Source organism: Pseudonocardia ammonioxydans (assembly GCF_900115005.1).
Taxonomy (GTDB): Bacteria; Actinomycetota; Actinomycetes; order Mycobacteriales; family Pseudonocardiaceae; genus Pseudonocardia; species Pseudonocardia ammonioxydans.
In genome coordinates, this window is sequence record NZ_FOUY01000029.1 from 18010 (window position 1) to 36678 (window position 18669).

The window sequence follows — 18669 nt, forward strand, 5'->3', positions numbered from 1 at the left end:
GGCCGGGCCGCCGCGAGACTGTCAGGGGTCGGCGCCACCATGGGAACGTGACCACCGCATCGACAGACCTGCGCGAGCGTGCCGAGGCCGTCCTGGAACAGCTCGCCGGCGAGGGCGCCCGGTTGCGCGAGGACCAGTGGACGGCGATCGAGGCCCTCGTCGCACAGCACCGCCGCGCGCTGGTCGTGCAGCGCACCGGCTGGGGCAAGTCCGCCGTCTACTTCGTGGCGACCGCGCTGCTGCGCGAGCAGGGCGCGGGACCCACGGTCATCGTCTCCCCGCTGCTCGCGCTGATGCGCAACCAGATCGACGCGGCGATCCGGTCCGGGATCGTCGCGGTCACGGTGAACTCGGCCAACGCCGACGAGTGGGACGCGGTCTACGCCGACATCGAGAACGGCGACGTCGACGTGCTGCTGGTCAGCCCGGAACGGCTCAACAACCCCGATTTCCGGGACCGGGTGCTGCCGAAGCTCGCGGCGAGCGCTGGGATGCTGGTGGTCGACGAGGCGCACTGCGTGTCCGACTGGGGCCACGACTTCCGGCCCGACTACCGCAGGCTGCGCACACTGATCGCGGAGCTGCCGCCGGGGATCCCGGTGCTGGCCACCACGGCGACGGCCAACGACCGGGTCGTCACCGACGTGTCCGAGCAGCTCGGCATGGGGCGCGACCAGCAGGACACCCTGGTGCTGCGCGGCTCGCTGGACCGCGAGTCGCTGCGGCTGGCGGTGGTGCAGCTGCCGACACCGGCCCGGCGGCTGGCCTGGCTCGCGGCCCGGCTCGGTGAGCTGCCCGGTGCCGGGATCGTCTACTCCCTCACCGTGCAGGCCGCCGAGGAGGTGGCCGAGTTCCTCACCGAGCGCGGGTTCGCGGTGCGCTCCTACTCCGGCAAGACCGACCCGGAGCAGCGGCTGTCCGCCGAGTCGGACCTGCTGGAGAACCGGGTGAAGGCGCTGGTGGCGACGTCCGCGCTGGGCATGGGCTTCGACAAGCCGGACCTGGGCTTCGTGGTGCACCTGGGCGCTCCCGCCTCGCCGGTGGCCTACTACCAGCAGATCGGGCGCGCCGGGCGCGCGCTGGAGCGGGCCGAGGTGGTGCTGCTGCCGGGCCGGGAGGACCGCGACATCTGGGCGTACTTCGCCTCGCTGGCGTTCCCGCCCGAGCCGCTGGTCCGCCAGACCCTCGCCGTGCTCTCCGAGCACCCGCAGTCGACGGCGTCGATCGAGACCCGGGTGGACCTGTCCCGGACCCGGCTGGAGATGCTGCTGAAGGTGCTCGACGCCGACGGTGCGGCGAAGCGGGTCAAGGGCGGCTGGATCGCGACCGGCGCCGAGTGGGTCTACGACACCGAGCGGCACCAGCGGGTGAACGAGGCACGCCGGGCCGAGCAGGCCGCGATGCTCGACTACATCGCGACCGACGAGTGCCGCCTGGTGTTCCTGCGGCGCCAGCTCGACGACCCCGACCCGACCCCGTGCGGGCGCTGCGACACCTGCACCGGCACCGTCTGGACCGGTGATGTCCCGGCCGATGGCGAGCAGGCGGCTCAGGAACGTCTCACCCGGCCCGGGGTCGAGATCGCGCCGCGCCGGATGTGGCCGTCCGGGATGAAGGAGATCGGCGTCGGGCTGTCCGGCCGGATCCCGCCCGGCGAGCAGGCCGCGCCCGGCCGGGCCATCGGGCGGCTGTCCGACATCGGCTGGGGTACCCGGCTGCGCGAGCTGCTGTCCGGCGCCGACGACCCGGTCCCGGCCGACGTGCTCGACGCGCTCGTGCGGGTACTGGCCGGCTGGGGCTGGGAGCGGCGCCCGGTCGGGGTCGTCGGGATCGGCTCCCGTACCCGCCCGAACCAGGTGCGGCACCTGACCCGCCGGATCGCCGAGATCGGCCGGCTGCCGCTGCTCGGCACGCTGGAGCCGGTCGGCCAGCGGCCGGGCGCGAAGGAGAACTCGGCCCAGCGGCTGGCCGCGGTGTGGCAGGGCCTGGGCAGCGCGGAGCTGCCCGACCTGTCGGAGGTGGGCGGCCCGGTGCTGCTCGTCGACGACCTCGTCGACTCGGGCTGGACGATGACCGTGGCGGCCCGCGCCGTCCGGCTCGCCGGAGCACCGGAGGTGATGCCGCTCACGCTCGCCGTCGTGGCGTGAGCTACCGCCCACCCGATCGGTCGGTTAGGTTTGCCTACCTTGAATCGAGGAGGACCGATGGGTGTCACGCGGGTCTGCCGCTTCCCCGTTCTCGCCGCGGCGCTCGTGGCCGTGCTGGCACTCGCCGGGTGCGGAGCCCCGGCCGAGCCGGACGGCGGGCCTGCGCCCGGCGCCGAGGGGGACGGCCGGTTCCCGGTGACGGTTCCGCACGCCTTCGGCGAGACGACCGTGCCCGCCGAGCCGCAGCGGGTGGTCGCGCTCGGACTCAACGACCTCGCCGTCGCCCAGACCGTGGGCGCGCCGATCGTCGGCGCCATGCAGAACATGACCGCCACCGGCCCAGTCCTGCCCTACCTGGAGCCCCTGCCGCCCGAGGTGCTGGCGCTGGACCCGAACGCCGAGCTGTCCGTGGAGCAGGTCGCCGCGTTCGAGCCGGACCTGATCCTGGGCGTCTCGGCCTACCAGGTCGTCGACCGCGCGACCTACGATCGGCTCAGCGCGGTCGCGCCGACGGTGGTCTTCGCCGAGTCGCTCTACGGCGCCTCCATGCAGGAGGACGCCCGCCAGGTCGGCCGGGCCCTCGGCGCGGAGGAGCAGGTCGAGGAGCTGATCGCCGCGGCGGACGCGCGGGTCGCCGCCGTCCGCGAGGAGCTGCCCGGCCTCGCCGGGCGGACGTACCTGTTCGGCCAGGCCCGGGGTGAGATCCTGCCCATGGTGGTCGGCGAGCAGAACCAGTCGACCGCGTTCATGCGCGCGCTCGGCCTGACGGTGCCGCCGTCGTTCGCGGACGCACCGGCGTCGGACGACCTGGCGCCCGGCACCGTCGGGCTCTCCTACGAGGAGGTGGGCCGGCTGTCCGAGGCCGACCTGCTGCTGATGACCTTCGCCGGGGACGGCGACCGCAGCGCCTTCGAGAGCAACGAGCTGGTGCAGCGGGTACGGGCGGTGCAGGAGGGCACCTACGTGCCGCTGACCCTCGACCAGGCCGTCGCGCTGCAGGCCCCGAACGTCGTTTCGGCCGGGTGGCTGGTCGACCAGCTGCGGCCGTCGCTGGAGAAGGTCGCGGCCGGCGGTACGTGATCTAGGGTCGGCGGGGTGAACCCACCGGACTTCGCGCTCAAGGCGATGAACGCCGCCCACCGGCTGCTGATCAGGCTTACCGGTGGGAAGGTCGGCTACTCGGCGATGGGGATGCCGGTCGTCGAGCTGACGACGACCGGGCGGCGCAGCGGCGAACCGCGCACGGTGCTGCTGACCGCACCGGTGCACGGCGGGGGCAGCTACGTCGTCGTCGCCTCCCGGGGTGGCGACGACCGGCACCCGGCGTGGTTCCACAACCTGCAGGCCACACCGGAGGTCGAGGTGGCCGTGCAGGGCGGGCCGCGCCGCCCGATGCGGGCCCGGGTCGCCTCGGCGGAGGAGCGCGCCCGTCTGTGGCCGCAGATCGCCGGGAAGTACACGAACTACGCCGGCTACCAGCGCAGCACCGACCGCGAGATCCCGCTGGTGCACCTCGAACCCTAGGCCGTGTCCCGGGACGGGGCCGTTCCCCCGCTCGCCCAGGACACCGTCAGCCGGGTCCCGGCACTGTCGATGATCGCGCCGTCGCCCGCCGGCCCGGCGCCGGTGTTCCCGGCAGACCCGCGGGCGGCGTCTCCGGCGACCCCGGGCACGACCGCGTCGATCCGCAGGTCCGCAGCGTGCGGGCTGCCGGCGGCCAGCCAGCCGTCGACGAGCGCGGCGAACCGGTCGGCGGCGGCGTCCCCACCGGGCCCGAACGCCCGGATCGTGGCCGCGGGCTCGGCCAGCAGCACCGCGCACCCGTCGTCGCCGGTGAGGCCGAGTCCCGCCCGCGCGCCGGCCACCGGGAACAGGGCTGCGGCCGGTCCGGGCCCTGCCGGGCCGAACAGGCGGACGACGGCCGGGTCGGCCAGCGCGCACCACAGCCCCAGCCCGTCCCACAGGTCCGATACCGAGCCGGGCGCCGGGGACGGCCGGTCGGTACCGGGCTCGCGCACCGCCCGTTCCAGCGACCGCAACGTGGCCGGGTCGACCTGCGGCACGGCGGCCTGCACCGTCCAGCCGCCCCCGGGCAGCACCGCCTCCTCCGCCCCCGGGGCTGCCCCCGCCCCGCGCAGCCGCACGAACGCGCAGCTGCGCACCGAGGTCGAGGTGAGCCGACCGGCCTCGGTGCGGGTGAACGCGATCGACAGCTGGCTGCCGCGCACGGTCAGCGGGAGCAGTAGCCGGCCCCCGGGCGCGAGCTGCGCCACCCACTCCGGCCGGATCCCGGTGGACCCGACGGTGAGCTCGATCCGGTCGTAGGGCGCCGACGGCGGGTGGCCGACGGCGCCGTCCGCGGTCACGGTGACGACCCCGTCCAACCCGGCCGCGTCCAGGTTCGCCCGGGCGCCGGCCACCAGGTCGGCGTCGATGTCGACGGTGGTCACCGCCCCGTCCGGCCCGACGAGGTGCGCGAGCAGCCCCGCGTTCCAGCCCGCTCCGGCACCGATCTCGAGCACGTGGTGCCCGGCGGCGACGTCCAGTTGCTCCAGCATGATCGCCACCATCGACGGCTGGGACACCGAGCTGACGGTGACGCCGCCGTCGCTCTTGATGGGGACGGCCTCGTCGGCGTAGGCGGTCACCGGGTCGAGCTCGGGCAGGAACAGGTGCCGCGGGACCTCCTCCAGCGCGGCGCGGACCCGGGGACTGCGCACCCGGCCCTCCTGCACCAGGTCGGCGACCAGCCGGGCGCGGGCAGTCGAGTCCGTCGACATGGCGGCATTCTGCCCCGTGAGTGGTTATCGCGGTGGGAGCCGCGACAACCACGCACGAGCTACATCGTGACCAGGTCGTCGGCGTGCACGAGCTCGCGGCGCTGCTCGGGCGGCAGGTCCCGGGTCCGCCGGCCGATCATCGAGGGCAGCTCGGTGGCGTCGTAGGACACGACCCCGCGGGCGACCGCCCGGCCGTGCGGCGCCAGCAGCTCGACCACGTCACCGGCCACGAACTCCCCGGACACCCCGTGCACCCCGGCGGCGAGCAGCGACCGGCGCCGGGTGCGCACGGCCTCCACCGCGCCGTCGTCGAGGTCGAGGGCACCGCGGACGTCGGCGGCGTGGCGCAGCCAGAACCGGCGCGCGCTCATCCGGCGCCCGGACGCCCGGAACGCCGTACCGATCTTCGGTCCCTCGGCTCCGGCATCGACCGCGCCCGCGACCTCCTCCGCCGAGGTGAGCAGCACCGGGATCCCGGCCGCGGACGCCATCGCCGCCGCCGTCACCTTGGTCGCCATCCCGCCGGTGCCCAGGCCCGAGCCGGGCCGGGTGACGCTCACCCCGGCCAGCTCCGCCGGATCGTCCACGTCGCTGACCAGCGACGACTCCGGGTCACGGGGGTCGCCGTCGTAGAGGCCGTCGACGTCGGAGAGCAGCACCAGCGCGTCCGCTCCCACGATGTGGGCGACCAGCGCGGCGAGGCGGTCGTTGTCGCCGACCCGGATCTCGGCGGTGGCGACCGTGTCGTTCTCGTTCACCACCGGCAGCGACCCGAGCTGCAGCAACCGTTCCAGGGTGCGCTGGGCATTGCGGTAGTTGGACCGGCGGATCATGTCGTCCGCGGTGAGCAGCACCTGGCCGATGCCCTGCCCGTACCGGGCGAACGACGCCGAGTACGCGTGCGCCAGCAGCAGCTGGCCGACCGACGCCGCAGCCTGCTGGGTGGCGAGGTCCCGCGGACGCCGGCGCAGCTGCAGCGGTGCGAGCCCGGCCGCGATGGCACCCGACGACACGAGCACGACCTGGCTCCCGGCCTCGCGCCGGGCCATGAGCGCATCGACCAGCGCGTCGAGCCGGGCCGGGTCGAGACCGCCGGTCAGGCTGGTCAGCGACGACGACCCGACCTTGACGACGATCCGGCGGGCGGCGCCGATCGCGGATCTGGTGGGACTCATCCCGTCACTCGTCGAGCCGGCGGTCCGAGGCGTAGTGCGCCCCGGCCGCGAGCTCGGCGTCGGACAGGTGCGCACGGCGCGCCGCCCGGTCCTGCTTGCGCTGCTCCGCGCCGACCCGCCCGTCCTGCTCCAGACGGATGTCGCTGCCGCGACCGGTCATCAGGGCCGCCACGCCCGCCGGTGTGGACGGCTCCCAGTCGAAGGTGACCTCGCCGATCGTGACCGGGCAGCCCGGCACGGCCCCGGCCTTCGCCAGCGCCTCCTCGACCCCGAGCCGGGCGAGCCGGTCGGCCAGGTAGCCGACGGCCTCGTCGTTGTCGAAGTTGGTCTGCCGGATCCAGCGCTCGGGCCGCTCCCCGCGCACGACGAACCCGTCCTCGATCGCGGTGTCCTGCTCGATGGTGAAGCCGGTGTCGTCGACCGCCCGCGGCCGGATCACGGTGCGGGTCGGCTCGGCCACGGGCTCCGCGGCGCGGGCCGCCGCGACCCGCTCGGCGATGGCGAACGTCAGCTCCCGCAACCCGGTCCGGGCCGCGGTGGAGATCGGGAGCACCGGCCAGCCGAACCGCTCGGTGAGGTCCTCGCGGACCATGTCCACCAGATCGGCCGCGTCCGGGACGTCGATCTTGTTCAGGGCGATCAGCCGCGGCCGCTGGTCGATCCGCTCGCCCAGCGCGCTGGTGCCGAGCATGTCGGCGTAGTGGGCGAGCTCGGTCTCGAGCGCCTCGATGTCGGACACCGGGTCGCGGTCGGTCTCGAACGTCGCGCAGTCCACGACGTGCACCAGGACCGCGCAGCGCTCGATGTGCCGGAGGAACTCCAGCCCCAGGCCGCGGCCGTCGGCCGCGCCCGGGATCAACCCGGGAACGTCCGCCACGGTGAACGTCTCGTCGCCCGCGCTGACCACACCGAGCTGCGGGACGAGCGTCGTGAACGGGTAGTCCGCGATCTTCGGCCGGGCCGCGGAGAGCGCCGCGACCAGCGACGACTTGCCCGCACTCGGGAAGCCGACCAGGCCGACGTCGGCCAGCGAACGCAGCTCGAGAGTGTAGTTGATCTCCTCGCCGGGCTCGCCGAGCAGCGCGAAGCCGGGCGCCTTGCGCGCGGTGGAGGCGAGCGCGGCGTTGCCGAGCCCACCCCGGCCGCCCTGGGCCGCGACGAACCGGGTACCGCCGCCGACCAGGTCGGCGACGACCTCACCGTCGGCGTCGAGGATCACCGTGCCGTCGGGGACGCGCAGCTCCAGGTCGGGGGCGTTCGCCCCGTTCTTGAACGAGCCCTGGCCCTGGGTGCCGCTCTTCGCGACGGCGTGCGGGCGGTGGTGGTAGTCGAGCAGCGTGTGCACGCCCGGGTCGACGACGAGGACGACCGAGCCGCCCCGTCCGCCGTTGCCCCCGTCGGGGCCGCCGAGCGGCTTGAACTTCTCGCGATGCACCGAGGCGCAGCCGTTGCCCCCGGCCCCCGCGGTCGCATGCAGCACGACGCGGTCCACGAACCGGGACATACTCGGTGCCTCCTCGATCTCGAGTCCTCAGACGACGAACGGCGGGCCACCCGTGGGGTGACCCGCCGTCGGCGCTGACTGTTGCTGGCGCGGGTCGCTCAGACCTCGGCCGGCACGATGTTGACGGTCTTGCGACCACGCTTGGTGCCGAACGCCACGCTCCCGGCGGCGAGGGCGAACAGCGTGTCGTCGCCACCCCGGCCGACGTTGACCCCCGGGTGGAAGGCGGTGCCGCGCTGGCGGACCAGGATCTCACCCGCGTTGACGGCCTGCCCGCCGAAACGCTTCACACCGAGGCGCTTCGCGTTGGAGTCGCGGCCGTTACGGGAGTTGGACGCACCCTTCTTCGTTGCCATGACGCGGCTCCTTACTTGCCGATCGCGGTGACCTGGACCTTCGTCAGCGGCTGGCGGTGGCCCTGACGCTTGTGGTACCCGGTCTTGTTCTTGAACTTGTGGATCCGGATCTTCGGACCCTTCGTGTGCTCGACGACCGTGGCGGTCACCGCGGAGGTGAGGCCGGTGGCTTCGGTGGTCACCTGGTCGCCGTCGACGAGCAGCACGGCGGGCAGGCTGATCTCGGCGCCGGGCTCACCGTCGATCTTCTCGACGGTGACCACGTCGTCGACGGCCACCTTGTACTGCTTGCCGCCGGTCTTGACGATCGCGTACATCGCTGACGCACGACTCCTGAAAATCGGGGGCACTCCGCTGGAGCGCGCTCTGGTCTCCACAGCTCGCACCGGGAACCGGCGCGCACGCCAGAGCCCCCAGATCTGAGCACAGAGGCCTGGCTTCTGTCGGTCAAGGGTACGCGACCCCGCTGGCGGGGCCGCACTCACCCCCCGTCCTGGGGCGGGCCCGCCGGGCGGGAGGCCGCCCGGCGCGGACGGCGGGGCCGGGACGCGGCCGGCTCCGGCTGGGCGGGGACGGCCGGAGCCGCACCACCGGCCGGACCGGCCACCTCGTCCCGGGACGCGGCCGGGGTGGTCTCCCCCGCCGCGGAGGTGGTGATGACGACCGGGTCGACACCCCGCTGCGGGGAGCCGGCCGACCGGCTGACCCGGCGCCGGCGCGGTGCCGGTGCCGCCGGGGTGTCCGGGGTCGTCGCCGCCGGGGTGTCCGGGGTCGTCGCCGCGCCGGCGCCACCGGGCTGGGTGGCCCCGCTCGGGGCGCTACCGGTCGGAGCGGTGCCGGTGGTGGCGCCGGTGCCTGCCGCGGCGGTACCGGCCGGGGCGTCCGGCGCGGGCCCGGTCGATCCGCTCGGGGCCCGGTCGACCGTGCCGGGCGCGGGGGTCGCCGTCCCGGACGCGGTGGTTCCGCTGCCGGGGGCGGCCGTGCCGGTGAGCTCGCCGACCGGCTCGGCCACCGCGGTCCCGGTGTCCGGGTCGCCGCCCGGCTCGGGTGCCGGCGCGGCGTCGAGAACCGTGCTGTCGGCCGTGGCGGGAACGGTCTCCTCCGCAGCGGCGGGAGCAGCCCCGTCCGCAGCGGCGGGGGCAGCGTTGTCCGCAGCGGCAGGGACAGCGTTGTCCGCAGCGGCGGGAGCAGCGTTGTCCGCAGCGGCAGGGGCAGGGGCGCCCGGCTTCCCGGCCCCGGCGGCCGGTGCGTTCCCGGCCGGAGCCGGCGCGTCGGCAGCGGGACTGCCGGCGGTCGCGGCCTCGTCGCCCTTGGCGCTGCGGCCCGCGGCGACCGCGGCCACCCCGGCGACGGCGCTGGTGGTGTCCACCGGACGGTCGGCGTGACCGTTCCGCTCGGAGCCACTGTGTTGGGACCCACTGTGTTCGGACCCACTGCGGTCGGACCCGCTGCGGTCGGCGCCGGTGTTCCCGCCGCCGTTCGCCCCGGAGTCCCCGCCGTTCCCACGACGACGCCGGCGGCGTCCGCCACCGTCGCTGCCCTGGGAACCGTTGGAGCCGTTGCCGTTGCCGTTGTTGCCGTCGCCGTTGCCGTTGCCACGGCCGTTGCCGCCGTGCGAGTGATCCGCCGCCGGGTCGGTCGAGACGATCACGCCCCGGCCCCGGCAGTGCTCGCACTGGGTGGAGAAGTGCTCCAGCAGCCCGCCACCGACCCGCTTGCGGGTCATCTGCACCAGACCCAGCGACGTCACCTCGGCCACCTGGTGGCGGGTGCGGTCACGGGCCAGGCACTCGGTGAGCCGGCGCAGCACCAGGTCCCGGTTGGCCTCCAGGACCATGTCGATGAAGTCGACGACGATGATCCCGCCGATGTCGCGGAGCCGCAGCTGGCGGACGACCTCCTCGGCCGCCTCCAGGTTGTTGCGGGTCACGGTCTCCTCGAGGTTGCCCCCGGAGCCGGTGAACTTTCCGGTGTTGACGTCGACGACGGTCATCGCCTCGGTCCGGTCGATCACCAGGGTGCCGCCCGAGGGCAGCCACACCTTGCGGTCCAGCGCCTTGAGCAGCTGCTCGTCGATCCGGTACTCGGTGAACACGTCGGACGGCCCGGTGTGCCGGTGCATGCGGTCCACCAGCTCCGGCGCCACGTGCTCGACGTAGCCGGAGACGGTGTCCCAGGCGTCGGCCCCGGACACGATCAGCTTCGAGAAGTCCTCGTTGAACTGGTCGCGCACGACCTTGACCAGCATGTCCGGCTCCTCGTACAGGAGCGTCGGCGCCTTGGGCGCGCCCGGGCCGGTCTTCTGCGACTTCTCCTTGACGACCTCCCACTGCGCCTGCAGCCGGCGGACGTCGCGCTCGAGCGCCTCGTGCGAGACCCCCTCGGAGGCCGTCCGGATGATCACCCCGGCCTCGGACGGGACGATCTCCTTGAGCATCTCCTTGAGCCGCTTGCGCTCGGTGTCGGGCAGCTTGCGGGAGATCCCGGCCGCGCCGCCGGAGGGCACGTAGACCAGGAACCGGCCGGCGAGGGAGATCTGGGTGGTCAGCCGGGCGCCCTTGTGCCCGACCGGGTCCTTGGTGACCTGCACCAGCACCTGGTCGCCGGAGGACAGCGCCTGCTCGATCTTGCGAGCCTTGCCGTTGAGGCCCGCGGCATCCCAGTTGACCTCGCCGGCGTAGAGCACCGCGTTGCGGCCGCGGCCGATGTCGACGAAGGCCGCCTCCATCGAGGGCAGCACGTTCTGGACGCGGCCGAGGTAGATGTTGCCGACCATGCTCGCGCTGCCGGTGCCGCCACCGGTGATGAAGTGCTCGACGAGGACGTCGTCCTCCAGCACCCCGATCTCGGTGCGGTCGGCCAGCTGGCGGATCACCATCTGCCGGTCGACCGACTCCCGGCGGGCCAGGAACTCGGCCTCGGACAGGATCGGCGGGCGGCGGCGCCCGGCGTCCCGGCCGTCCCGCCGGCGCTGGCGCTTGGCCTCGAGCCGGGTCGAGCCGCGGACGCCCTGGACGCCGTCGTCGGTGGACTCGGCGCGGGCCTCGCGGACCTTGGTGACGGTGTTCGGCGGGTCGTCCTCCGACCGCTCGTCGACGTCGGAGCCCCCACGACGGCGCCGACGGCGCCGGCGCCGGGACCCGGCCGAGGACTGCTCGTCGTCCCCGGAGTCGCCGTCGGTCTCGTCCGAGCCGCTCTCGTCCGACCCGTCGGAGCCCCCGGAGTCGGTGTCCCCGGTGTCCCCGGAGTCCTCGCCGGCGTCGCAGTCCTGCTCGTCGCCGCCCTTGCCCCGGCCACGTCCGCGGCGGCCGCGGCGGCGGCGACGGCGGCTGCTGCCCTCGTCATCGGAGTCGTCGCCGTCGTCGTACCCCTCAGCGGAGTCGTCGCCCTCGGCGCCGTGCTCTCCCGAGGCGTCGCGGGCCTCGCTGTCCCGGGTGGTGCTGTCCCGGGTGGTGCTGTCCCGGCTGGTGCCGGCTCGGGTGTCGCTGCCCCCGGTGGCCGTCTCACCCTCGGCGGTGTCGGCAGCGGCGGCCGGCTGTCCGGAACCGGCCTGCGGCTCCTCGCCGGACCCGCCGGTGGCGGGCTCGGTGGACGCGGGGTCCTCGTCGCGCCTCCTCCGCCGGCCCTTGCGGCCGCTGCGGCCACCGCCGTCCGCGGACGTGGTGTCGTCGCCCTCGCCGGCCCCGGCGGACGGGGCCGCCGGACGGGCCGGCGCGGCCGGCGCGGTCGGCGCCTGGAACATCGGGACCGCGAAGACGGGCGCGAGCCCGGCCGACGACGTCTCGGCCGGGGCACCGGCGGCACCCTGCCCCGCGGTGTTCCCGGCGAACGGGTCGTGCCGTGCGGGGGCGCCACCGGAGGGGGCCGCCGGGGCGGCGGTACCGGTCCCGGTCTCGGCTTCGGCCGGCTCCGGCGCGTCGACCGGCGCCTGGGCATCGCCGAGCCCCGGATCGGGCTCGGCCCCCGACGGCGCGGGCTCCGCGCTCACGCCGGACTGCTGGGGACCCCCGGCACCGGCGGCCGCGGGCGCCAGCGCCGCGGCGACCTGCTCGGCCGTCGCACGGATGATGTTGGACTGGACGCTGCGGACCTCGTGGCCGAGCGCGGACAGCGTCCCGAGGACGTCCTTGCTGGGGCGCCCGAGCAGCTTCGCCAGGGCATGGACCCGCATCTTCTCCGGGAGATCCGGGATGGGGGTGGGCTCACCGGAGGGCCCGCCGGTGCCGCCGGCGGGCGCGTCGTTCACGGACATTCAGCTCCTTCGCCCCCGGGCGCCTCACGGGGGAGGCGGCCGCGCAGGGACCTTGCGCGTTCTCGTTCCGCAGCACGCGCGGGTGCGCGGTGCGGCACACCTGGTGTCGCTGCCCCGGATCTCCGGGGATGGTGCCTCGACGGCGTTCCGGCGGCGATCGCGCCGTCCGCGTCAGGTCCCGGTCGGACGGCCCCGGGTCGCCGGTACCGCACCGAGCGGGTCCACCAGGTCGCCCCCGTCGTCGAGCAGTCCCTGCGCCAACCGGGTGGCCGTCACCGGTACCGGCGGCGTCAGGTCTGCGACAACGCTGAGCGCGCCCAGCACGTCGTCGGGTCGAACGGTCGGTGTCGTCTGCCGAACGACCGCCGTCAGTATCGCACAGTCGGTGCCCGCCTCCCCGGAACCCGCGACACCCGCCGCCGTGCCGGTCCCGTCGTCACTCACCTGGGGTTCGACGGTCAGCCCGGCCAGCGCGGCCCGGACGTCGATCTCCTTGCGGCCCGACGGTGTGACACGTGTCACGACGACCGAGTCGCGGGCGAGCAGCGTGGCGACGGCCCGCTCGACCTCGGCACGGGGCAGCCCGCGCACCTCGAGACGCCACCGGCCCGCGTCGATCCGCTCGGCCAGCGCGGGCGGCTCGGCGACGACGGCCTCGAGCACGTCCAGCCCCTCGGGCAGCGCCCGGTCCATCGCCTCGCACACCAGCGCGGGGTCGACCTCGCGGGTCAGCCCCATCTCGACGTACTCGGCCTCGCTCGCCGCACCGGTGGGGGCGGCACCGACCCAGGACAGCCGCGGGTGCGGGCTGAACCCGTGCGAGTGCGACACCGGGATACCGGCACGGCGTACCGCGCGCTCGAAGCTGCGGGCGACGTCACGGTGCGACAGGAATCGCAGCCGGCCGCGCTTGGCGAACCGCAGGCGTACCCGCTGCACCGTCGGTGGTGCCGGGTTCGCCGCCGCTCCGGCCTTCACGCGTGCCATGGGTCCGAGTCTAGGAGCGCACCCGATCGCCGGGACTCCCGGGAGCCGCCGTGGCCGTACCGGCACCCACCGACCGGCTCAGCCGAGCACGAGCAGCGTGTCCCCGGCCGGGCGGAACCCGGCCCGCTGGTAGAAGGCGGCGCTGCCCGCCGTCGGCGCCAGCATCAACCGCCGGTGACCGCGCTCGCGGGAGTGCGCGACGACCGCCGACAGCAACGCCCGCGGCACCCCGGCCTCGGCGAAAGCGGCCAGGACGAACGCGTTCCCGACCTGTCCGGTCCGGGCGCCGCGACCGCCGGGGCGGGGCATCTGCACGGTCTCCAGCACGTTGATCGACCCGATCGGGGTCCAGCCGGCCCGGTCGCTGCCCGCCTCGGCGATCCAGAACGCCCGGCGTGGCTGCTCGACCCGCCACCAGGCCGCGAACGCCTCCTCGAACGAGGGGTCGGCGACCGCCTTCCCTGCCCGCTCCTCGAGCCACTGCCTGCGGAGCCGGGCCAGGGCCGCCACGTCGCGCTCGTCGGCGACCCGGACCCGCAGCCGGCGGCCGGCGTGCTCCCAGGCCGAGCCGCCCGGCCGGTCGTCGACGTCGGGGATGGAGGACAGTCCGCTCTGTTCAGGCACCCGCACCCGGTCCCTGCAGCGACCCGGTGGCGGACGCCGTCGGATTGACCACGGTGAGCGGCAGCAGCGTGGTGCCGCTGGGGCCGACCTCGATGTCGGTCCCGGTGGACGGGCAGACCCCGCAGTCGAAGCACGGGGTCCAGCGGCAGTCGTCCTGCTCGCGCCCGGACAGCGCCTCCTGCCAGTCCTCCCAGAGCCAGTCCCGCTCCAGCCCGGAGTCGAGGTGGTCCCAGGGCAGCGGCTCGTCGGCGTGGCGCTCGCGGGTGGTGAACCACTCCAGCGAGACACCCTTCGGCTCCAGCTCCGCGGCCGCGCAGTCGACCCAGCGCTGGTAGGAGAAGTGCTCGGACCAGCCGTCGAACCGGCCGCCCTCGCGCCAGACCCGCTCGATCACGCCGCCGACCCGGCGGTCACCGCGGGCGAGCAGTCCTTCGATCAGCGAGGGCTCGCCGTCGTGGTAGCGCATGCCGATGTTGCGGCCGATCTTCCGGTTCGAGTTGACGGCCTCGCGCAGCTTGCGCAGCCGCGAGTCGACGACCTCGGGGTGGCACTGTGCGGCCCACTGGAACGGCGTGTGCGGTTTCGGCACGAAACCGCCGATCGAGATGGTGCAGCGGACGTCGTTGCGCCCGGACGCCTTCCGTCCCGCCTCGATCACCCGGTACGCCATTCCCGCGATCTCGAGGACGTCGTCGTCGGTCTCGGTGGGCAGCCCGCACATGAAGTAGAGCTTCACCTGCCGCCAGCCCTGCGAGAACGCCTCCGCGCAGGTCCGGATGAGGTCGTCCTCGGAGACCATCTTGTTGATCACGCGGCGGATCCGCTCGGAGCCGCCCTCGGGCGCGAAGGTCAGCCCGGAGCGACGACCGTTGCGGGAGATCTCGTTGGCCAGGTCGATGTTGAACGCGTCCACCCGGGTGCTCGGCAGCGACAGCGAGGTGTTGGTGCCCTCGTAGCGGTCGGCCAGGCCCTTGGTGATGTCGGCGATCTCGGAGTGGTCGGCCGAGGACAGCGACAGCAGGCCGACCTCGTCGAACCCGGAGGCACGCACCGAGGCGTCGACCATCTCGCCGACCCCCTGCAGCGACCGCTCCCGCACCGGCCGGGTGATCATCCCGGCCTGGCAGAACCGGCAGCCGCGGGTGCAGCCGCGGAAGATCTCCACCGACGCCCGCTCGTGCACCGTCTCGGCCAGCGGCACCAGCGGCTGTTTCGGGTACGGCCACTCGTCGAGCTCGATCGTGGTGCGCTTCTGCACCGTCGCGGGGACCCGCTCGTCGGCCGGGGTGACGGCTGCGATGGTGCCGTCGTCGGCGTAGCGCACGTCGTAGAGCGCCGGCACGTAGCAGCCGGGGGTCCCGGCCAGGCGCAGCAGCAGCTCACGACGGCCGCCCGGGCGCCCCTCGGCCTTCCAGTCCCGCACGACGTCAGTGATGTCCCCGACGACCTCCTCGCCGTCGCCCAGCGCGGCGACGTCGACGAAGTCGGCGACCGGCTCCGGGTTGAAGGCGGCGTGCCCGCCGGCGACGACGACCGGGTGGGTCTCGTCGCGGTCGCACGCGTGCAGCGGGGTCCCGGCCAGGTCGAGCGTGGTGAGCAGGTTGGTGTAGCCGAGCTCGGTGGAGAAGCTCACGCCGAGCACGTCGAAGGCACCGACCGGGCGGTGCGCGTCGACGGTGAACGCCGGCACCCCGCCCTCGCGCATCAGCTGCTCGAGGTCGGGCCAGACCGTGTAGCAGCGCTCGGCCAGCGCGTCGTCCCGCTCGTTGAGGACCTCGTAGAGGATCTGGACGCCCTGGTTGGGCAGGCCGACCTCGTAGGCGTCCGGGTAGAGCAGGGCCCACCGGACGGCCGCGGAGTCCCACGGCTTGACCTGCGAGTTCCCCTCACCGCCGACGTACTGCACCGGCTTGGAGACACGGGGCAGGATCGGCTCCAGGGCAGGGAAGACGGAGGTGGGTGCCACGCTGAACCAGGGTAGCCCCGTCGGATACGCGCGCCCCGCCGGGTGGTGGTGCTGAGGTGCGGCTCACGGTGCGACGTCGCCGGTCTCCCCTACCCTGGGCGTGATCACGACATCCGGGGGGACGGCCATGGCCACCGCGCGTTGCGCGCACCCGTGCCTGCTCGTGTCCCGGCGCCACATCGATCTGTGCCGGACGCGGTCCGACCTGTGCCGGACGGGCTGTCCGGCCCGCTGAGCGTCCCTCCCCCCGTTCTCTCGCACCCGTCCGCGCCGCGCGCCCGGGCGGGCCCCACCCCTCGCACACCCCGGGAGCACTGTGAGCACCGTGACCGACGCCGAGCTGCACGCCCGGTTCCGCCCGCTGTTCGACGAGATCGCCGCGGGCGCGGTGGAGCGCGAGCTGCACCGCCGCCTGCCCGACAAGGAGATCGCCGCCCTGCGCGACGCGGGTTTCGGCGCGGTGCGCCTGCCCGTCGCCGACGGCGGCTCCGGCGCCTCGCTGCGCCAGCTGTTCTCGCTGCTGGTGGAGCTGGCCGCGGCCGACCCGAACGTCCCGCAGGCCCTGCGCACGCACTTCGCCTTCACCGAGCTGTGGCTGGGCGCGGGCCCCGAGGACACCGTCGCCCGGGACCGCCTCACCGAGGTGGCCGCGGGCCGGCTGGTCGGCAACGCGATCTCCGAGCGCGGCGGGGTCGCCCGCAACTCCGCCACCACGGCGCTGCGCCGCGAGGGTGACCGGCTGCTGATCGACGGCGAGAAGTTCTACTGCACCGGCGCCCTCTACGCCGACCTGATCGACGTCGTCGCGCTCGACCCGGACGGCCACCGGGTGACGGTGCTCGTCCGCACCGACGCGCCCGGCGTCGAGCTGGTCGACGACTGGCAGGGCTTCGGCCAGAAGCTCACCGCCAGCGGCACCACCCGGTTCAGCGGGGTCGAGGTCGACCCGGCGCAGGTGCGGCCGGCTCCGGTCGACGTGCACGTGCCCGTCCGGCAGGGGTTCCTGCAGCTCGTGCTGCTCGCGACGCTGGCGGGCATCGCGCGCCGCGCGGCCGCCGACGCCGCGGCCTACGTCCGCGACCGCAAGCGGAACTGGCCCTACGGCAACGCCGACCTGCCCAAGGACGACCCGCTGGTCCAGCAGGTCGTCGGGCGGGTCGACGCCGCGGCCTTCACCGTCGCGGCGACCGTGGACGCCGCGGCCGCCTCGCTGGAGCGGGCCGTCGCCGACCCGGAGCACGGGCCGACCGCCGAGCTCGACGTCTACCGGGCCCAGTCGACGGTCCCGCAGCTGGTGCTGGACGCGACCTCGGAGCTGTTCGAGGTCGGTGGCGCCTCGACCGTGGACACCGCCCGGGCGCTGGACCGGCACTGGCGCAACGCGCGCACGCTGTCGGTGCACAACCCGATCGTCTACAAGCAGCAGGTGGTCGGCGACTACGTGCTCAACGGGACCGTGCCGGTGCTGTCGCTGGCCCCCGGGGTCGCCGCCTCCTGAGCGAGGACCTGCAGCGCCGCGCGGGTGGTGTCGTCGGCGGGCAGGAACGTCTCCAGCGCCAGCTCGGCGAGGGTCACGTCGTGCGGCGCACCGAACGTCGTCATCGTCGAGTGGAACGCCAGCGGGCCGGCCGGGCTGTCGAGCAGCAGCGGGAGCAGCACGTCCGCGGCCGCCGACGGGAGGGCGGTCACCGTGTCCGCCGGCGGGCCGGGGTAGCCGCGGCACTCGGTGAGCAGCGCGGTGAGCCGCCCGTCCGCGGTGACCCGGACCTGGCGTTCGAGGCGGTGCAGCAGGTGCTCGCGCCACTGCGCGAGGTTGCGGATGCGCGGGGCGAGCCCGCCCGGGTGCAGGCACACCCGGTAGACGTTGACCGGGGGACCGAGCGCGGCCGGGTCCAGGCCGTCCAGCAGCGCCCCCACGGTCGCGCCGGCCAGCGCGACGTCGCCCCAGCGGTCGACGACCAGCGCCGGGTACGGCTCGTGCGCGGCGACCAGCTGCTCGAGGGCCCCGCGGATCGGCGCCAGGCTCGGGTCGTCGAGCGGGCGCTCGGCGTAGGCGGGGGCGTAGCCCGCCGCGAGCAGCAGCGCGTTGCGCTCCCGCAGCGGGATCTCCAGTTCCTCGGCCAGCGCCCCGAGCAGCTCGCGGCTGGCCCCGGAGCGCCCGGTCTCGACGAAGCTCAGGTGCCGGGTGGAGACGCCGGCGGCGAGCGCCAGGTCCATCTGGCTGCGCCGGCGGCGGCCCCGCCAGAACCGCAGCATCTCCCCCGGCCCGGCGTTGCGGGAGGCCCGGATGTTCGCGCTGGTCACGGCGCCCACGCTAGCGACCGCTGGGAGGTACGACGACTACCTCCGAGGTAACGGGCGCCGGTTACCTCACGGGTCATCGCGCCGGCGCTCCCGGGGCAGCAGTGTCGGAGCGGTCCGCCCCTGCCGACCACCACGAAGGAGCGCCCCCATGACCGAGATGACGACCAGGACCGAGACGACGACCGGGACCGACTTCACCGCCCTCGCCGAGCGTTATGTCGCCGCGTTCAACGAGACCGACCCGGCCGCCCGCAAGCGGCTGGTCGCCGACCTGTTCAGCTCCGGCTCCCGCTACGTCGACCCGCTCGCCGACGTCACCGGCCACGACGGTGTCGACGGTTTCCTCGGCGCCGCCCAGGAGACGCTGGCGGGCTGCGAGTTCCGCGTCCTCGGCGACGTCGACGCCCACCACGACCGCGCCCGGTTCCGCTGGGGTGCCGCCCCGCCGGCGGTGTGGGCGGACGGCGCCGAGCCACCGGTGATCGGGTTCGACGTGGTCGTGGTCGACCCCGACGGCCGGATCGACCAGGTGCACGGGTTCCTCGACCGGATGCCCGCGGCGTGACCACCCGGC

The 18669-nt window shown here is 74.8% G+C and carries 15 protein-coding genes; 5 read left to right on the forward strand and 10 right to left on the reverse strand.

Annotated elements, in window-relative coordinates; translation table 11 throughout:
- The first annotated feature begins 47 nt into the window (after nt 1-47).
- The 3 genes from BM093_RS23840 to BM093_RS23850 are packed head-to-tail and all read left to right on the forward strand — an operon-like array spanning nt 48 to nt 3671.
- Entirely contained in the window at nt 48-2147 is a 2100-nt protein-coding gene (locus tag BM093_RS23840) for a RecQ family ATP-dependent DNA helicase (protein ID WP_093349697.1), read from the forward strand.
- 57 nt (nt 2148-2204) lie between these two features.
- Nucleotides 2205-3227 carry an ABC transporter substrate-binding protein gene (locus BM093_RS23845; RefSeq protein ID WP_093349701.1) on the forward strand — a complete coding sequence of 341 codons (1023 nt, stop codon included), beginning with the start codon at nt 2205-2207 and terminating at the stop codon, nt 3225-3227.
- A gap of 45 nt (nt 3228-3272) precedes the next feature.
- Nucleotides 3273-3671: a nitroreductase family deazaflavin-dependent oxidoreductase gene (locus BM093_RS23850; protein ID WP_093349938.1), complete on the forward strand. Its 399-nt coding sequence runs from the start codon at nt 3273-3275 to the stop codon at nt 3669-3671.
- Here the strand turns inward: BM093_RS23850 and BM093_RS23855 are convergent.
- From BM093_RS23855 to BM093_RS23895, 9 genes are all read right to left on the reverse strand, one after another.
- Nucleotides 3668-4927, reverse strand: a complete 1260-nt coding sequence (locus BM093_RS23855; protein WP_093349706.1) for a methyltransferase domain-containing protein — start codon at nt 4925-4927, stop codon at nt 3668-3670. The genes BM093_RS23850 and BM093_RS23855 overlap by 4 nt on opposite strands.
- 59 nt (nt 4928-4986) lie before the next feature.
- The gene (gene proB, locus BM093_RS23860) at nt 4987-6102 is read right to left on the reverse strand and encodes a glutamate 5-kinase (protein WP_093349711.1); all 1116 of its coding nucleotides are present in this window, start codon (nt 6100-6102) and stop codon (nt 4987-4989) included.
- Between the two features lie 4 nt (nt 6103-6106).
- Entirely contained in the window at nt 6107-7606 is a 1500-nt protein-coding gene (gene obgE / locus BM093_RS23865) for a GTPase ObgE (protein ID WP_093349716.1), read from the reverse strand.
- Between the two features lie 98 nt (nt 7607-7704).
- Nucleotides 7705-7962: a 50S ribosomal protein L27 gene (gene rpmA / locus BM093_RS23870; RefSeq protein ID WP_093349721.1), complete on the reverse strand. Its 258-nt coding sequence runs from the start codon at nt 7960-7962 to the stop codon at nt 7705-7707.
- A gap of 11 nt (nt 7963-7973) precedes the next feature.
- Entirely contained in the window at nt 7974-8279 is a 306-nt protein-coding gene (gene rplU, locus BM093_RS23875) for a 50S ribosomal protein L21 (protein WP_093349725.1), read from the reverse strand.
- Nucleotides 8280-8443: 164 nt separating this feature from the next.
- A complete protein-coding gene (locus BM093_RS23880) occupies nt 8444-12214 on the reverse strand; it encodes a translation initiation factor IF-2 N-terminal domain-containing protein (protein ID WP_093349730.1) in 3771 nt (1256 codons plus the stop codon).
- A 171-nt stretch (nt 12215-12385) separates the two neighbouring features.
- Nucleotides 12386-13201, reverse strand: a complete 816-nt coding sequence (locus BM093_RS23885; RefSeq protein WP_177238663.1) for a TIGR03936 family radical SAM-associated protein — start codon at nt 13199-13201, stop codon at nt 12386-12388.
- 78 nt (nt 13202-13279) lie between these two features.
- A complete protein-coding gene (locus BM093_RS23890) occupies nt 13280-13825 on the reverse strand; it encodes a GNAT family N-acetyltransferase (protein WP_093349944.1) in 546 nt (181 codons plus the stop codon).
- The gene (locus BM093_RS23895) at nt 13818-15791 is read right to left on the reverse strand and encodes a TIGR03960 family B12-binding radical SAM protein (protein WP_093349735.1); all 1974 of its coding nucleotides are present in this window, start codon (nt 15789-15791) and stop codon (nt 13818-13820) included. The genes BM093_RS23890 and BM093_RS23895 overlap by 8 nt, the downstream gene beginning before the upstream one ends.
- A gap of 316 nt (nt 15792-16107) precedes the next feature.
- Between BM093_RS23895 and BM093_RS23900 the strand changes: the two genes are divergently transcribed.
- Entirely contained in the window at nt 16108-17289 is a 1182-nt protein-coding gene (locus BM093_RS23900) for an acyl-CoA dehydrogenase family protein (RefSeq protein ID WP_093349739.1), read from the forward strand.
- Here BM093_RS23900 and BM093_RS23905 read toward each other — a convergent pair.
- Nucleotides 17229-18095, reverse strand: a complete 867-nt coding sequence (locus BM093_RS23905) for a helix-turn-helix domain-containing protein (RefSeq protein ID WP_342743037.1) — start codon at nt 18093-18095, stop codon at nt 17229-17231. The two genes, BM093_RS23900 and BM093_RS23905, sit on opposite strands and share 61 nt — an antisense overlap.
- Before the next feature lie 148 nt (nt 18096-18243).
- On the opposite strand from BM093_RS23905, the gene BM093_RS23910 reads away from it, so the two are divergent.
- Nucleotides 18244-18660 (forward strand): nuclear transport factor 2 family protein, encoded by a 417-nt coding sequence (locus tag BM093_RS23910; RefSeq protein WP_245773755.1) that lies wholly within the window; start codon nt 18244-18246, stop codon nt 18658-18660.
- Nucleotides 18661-18669 lie beyond the last annotated feature (9 nt).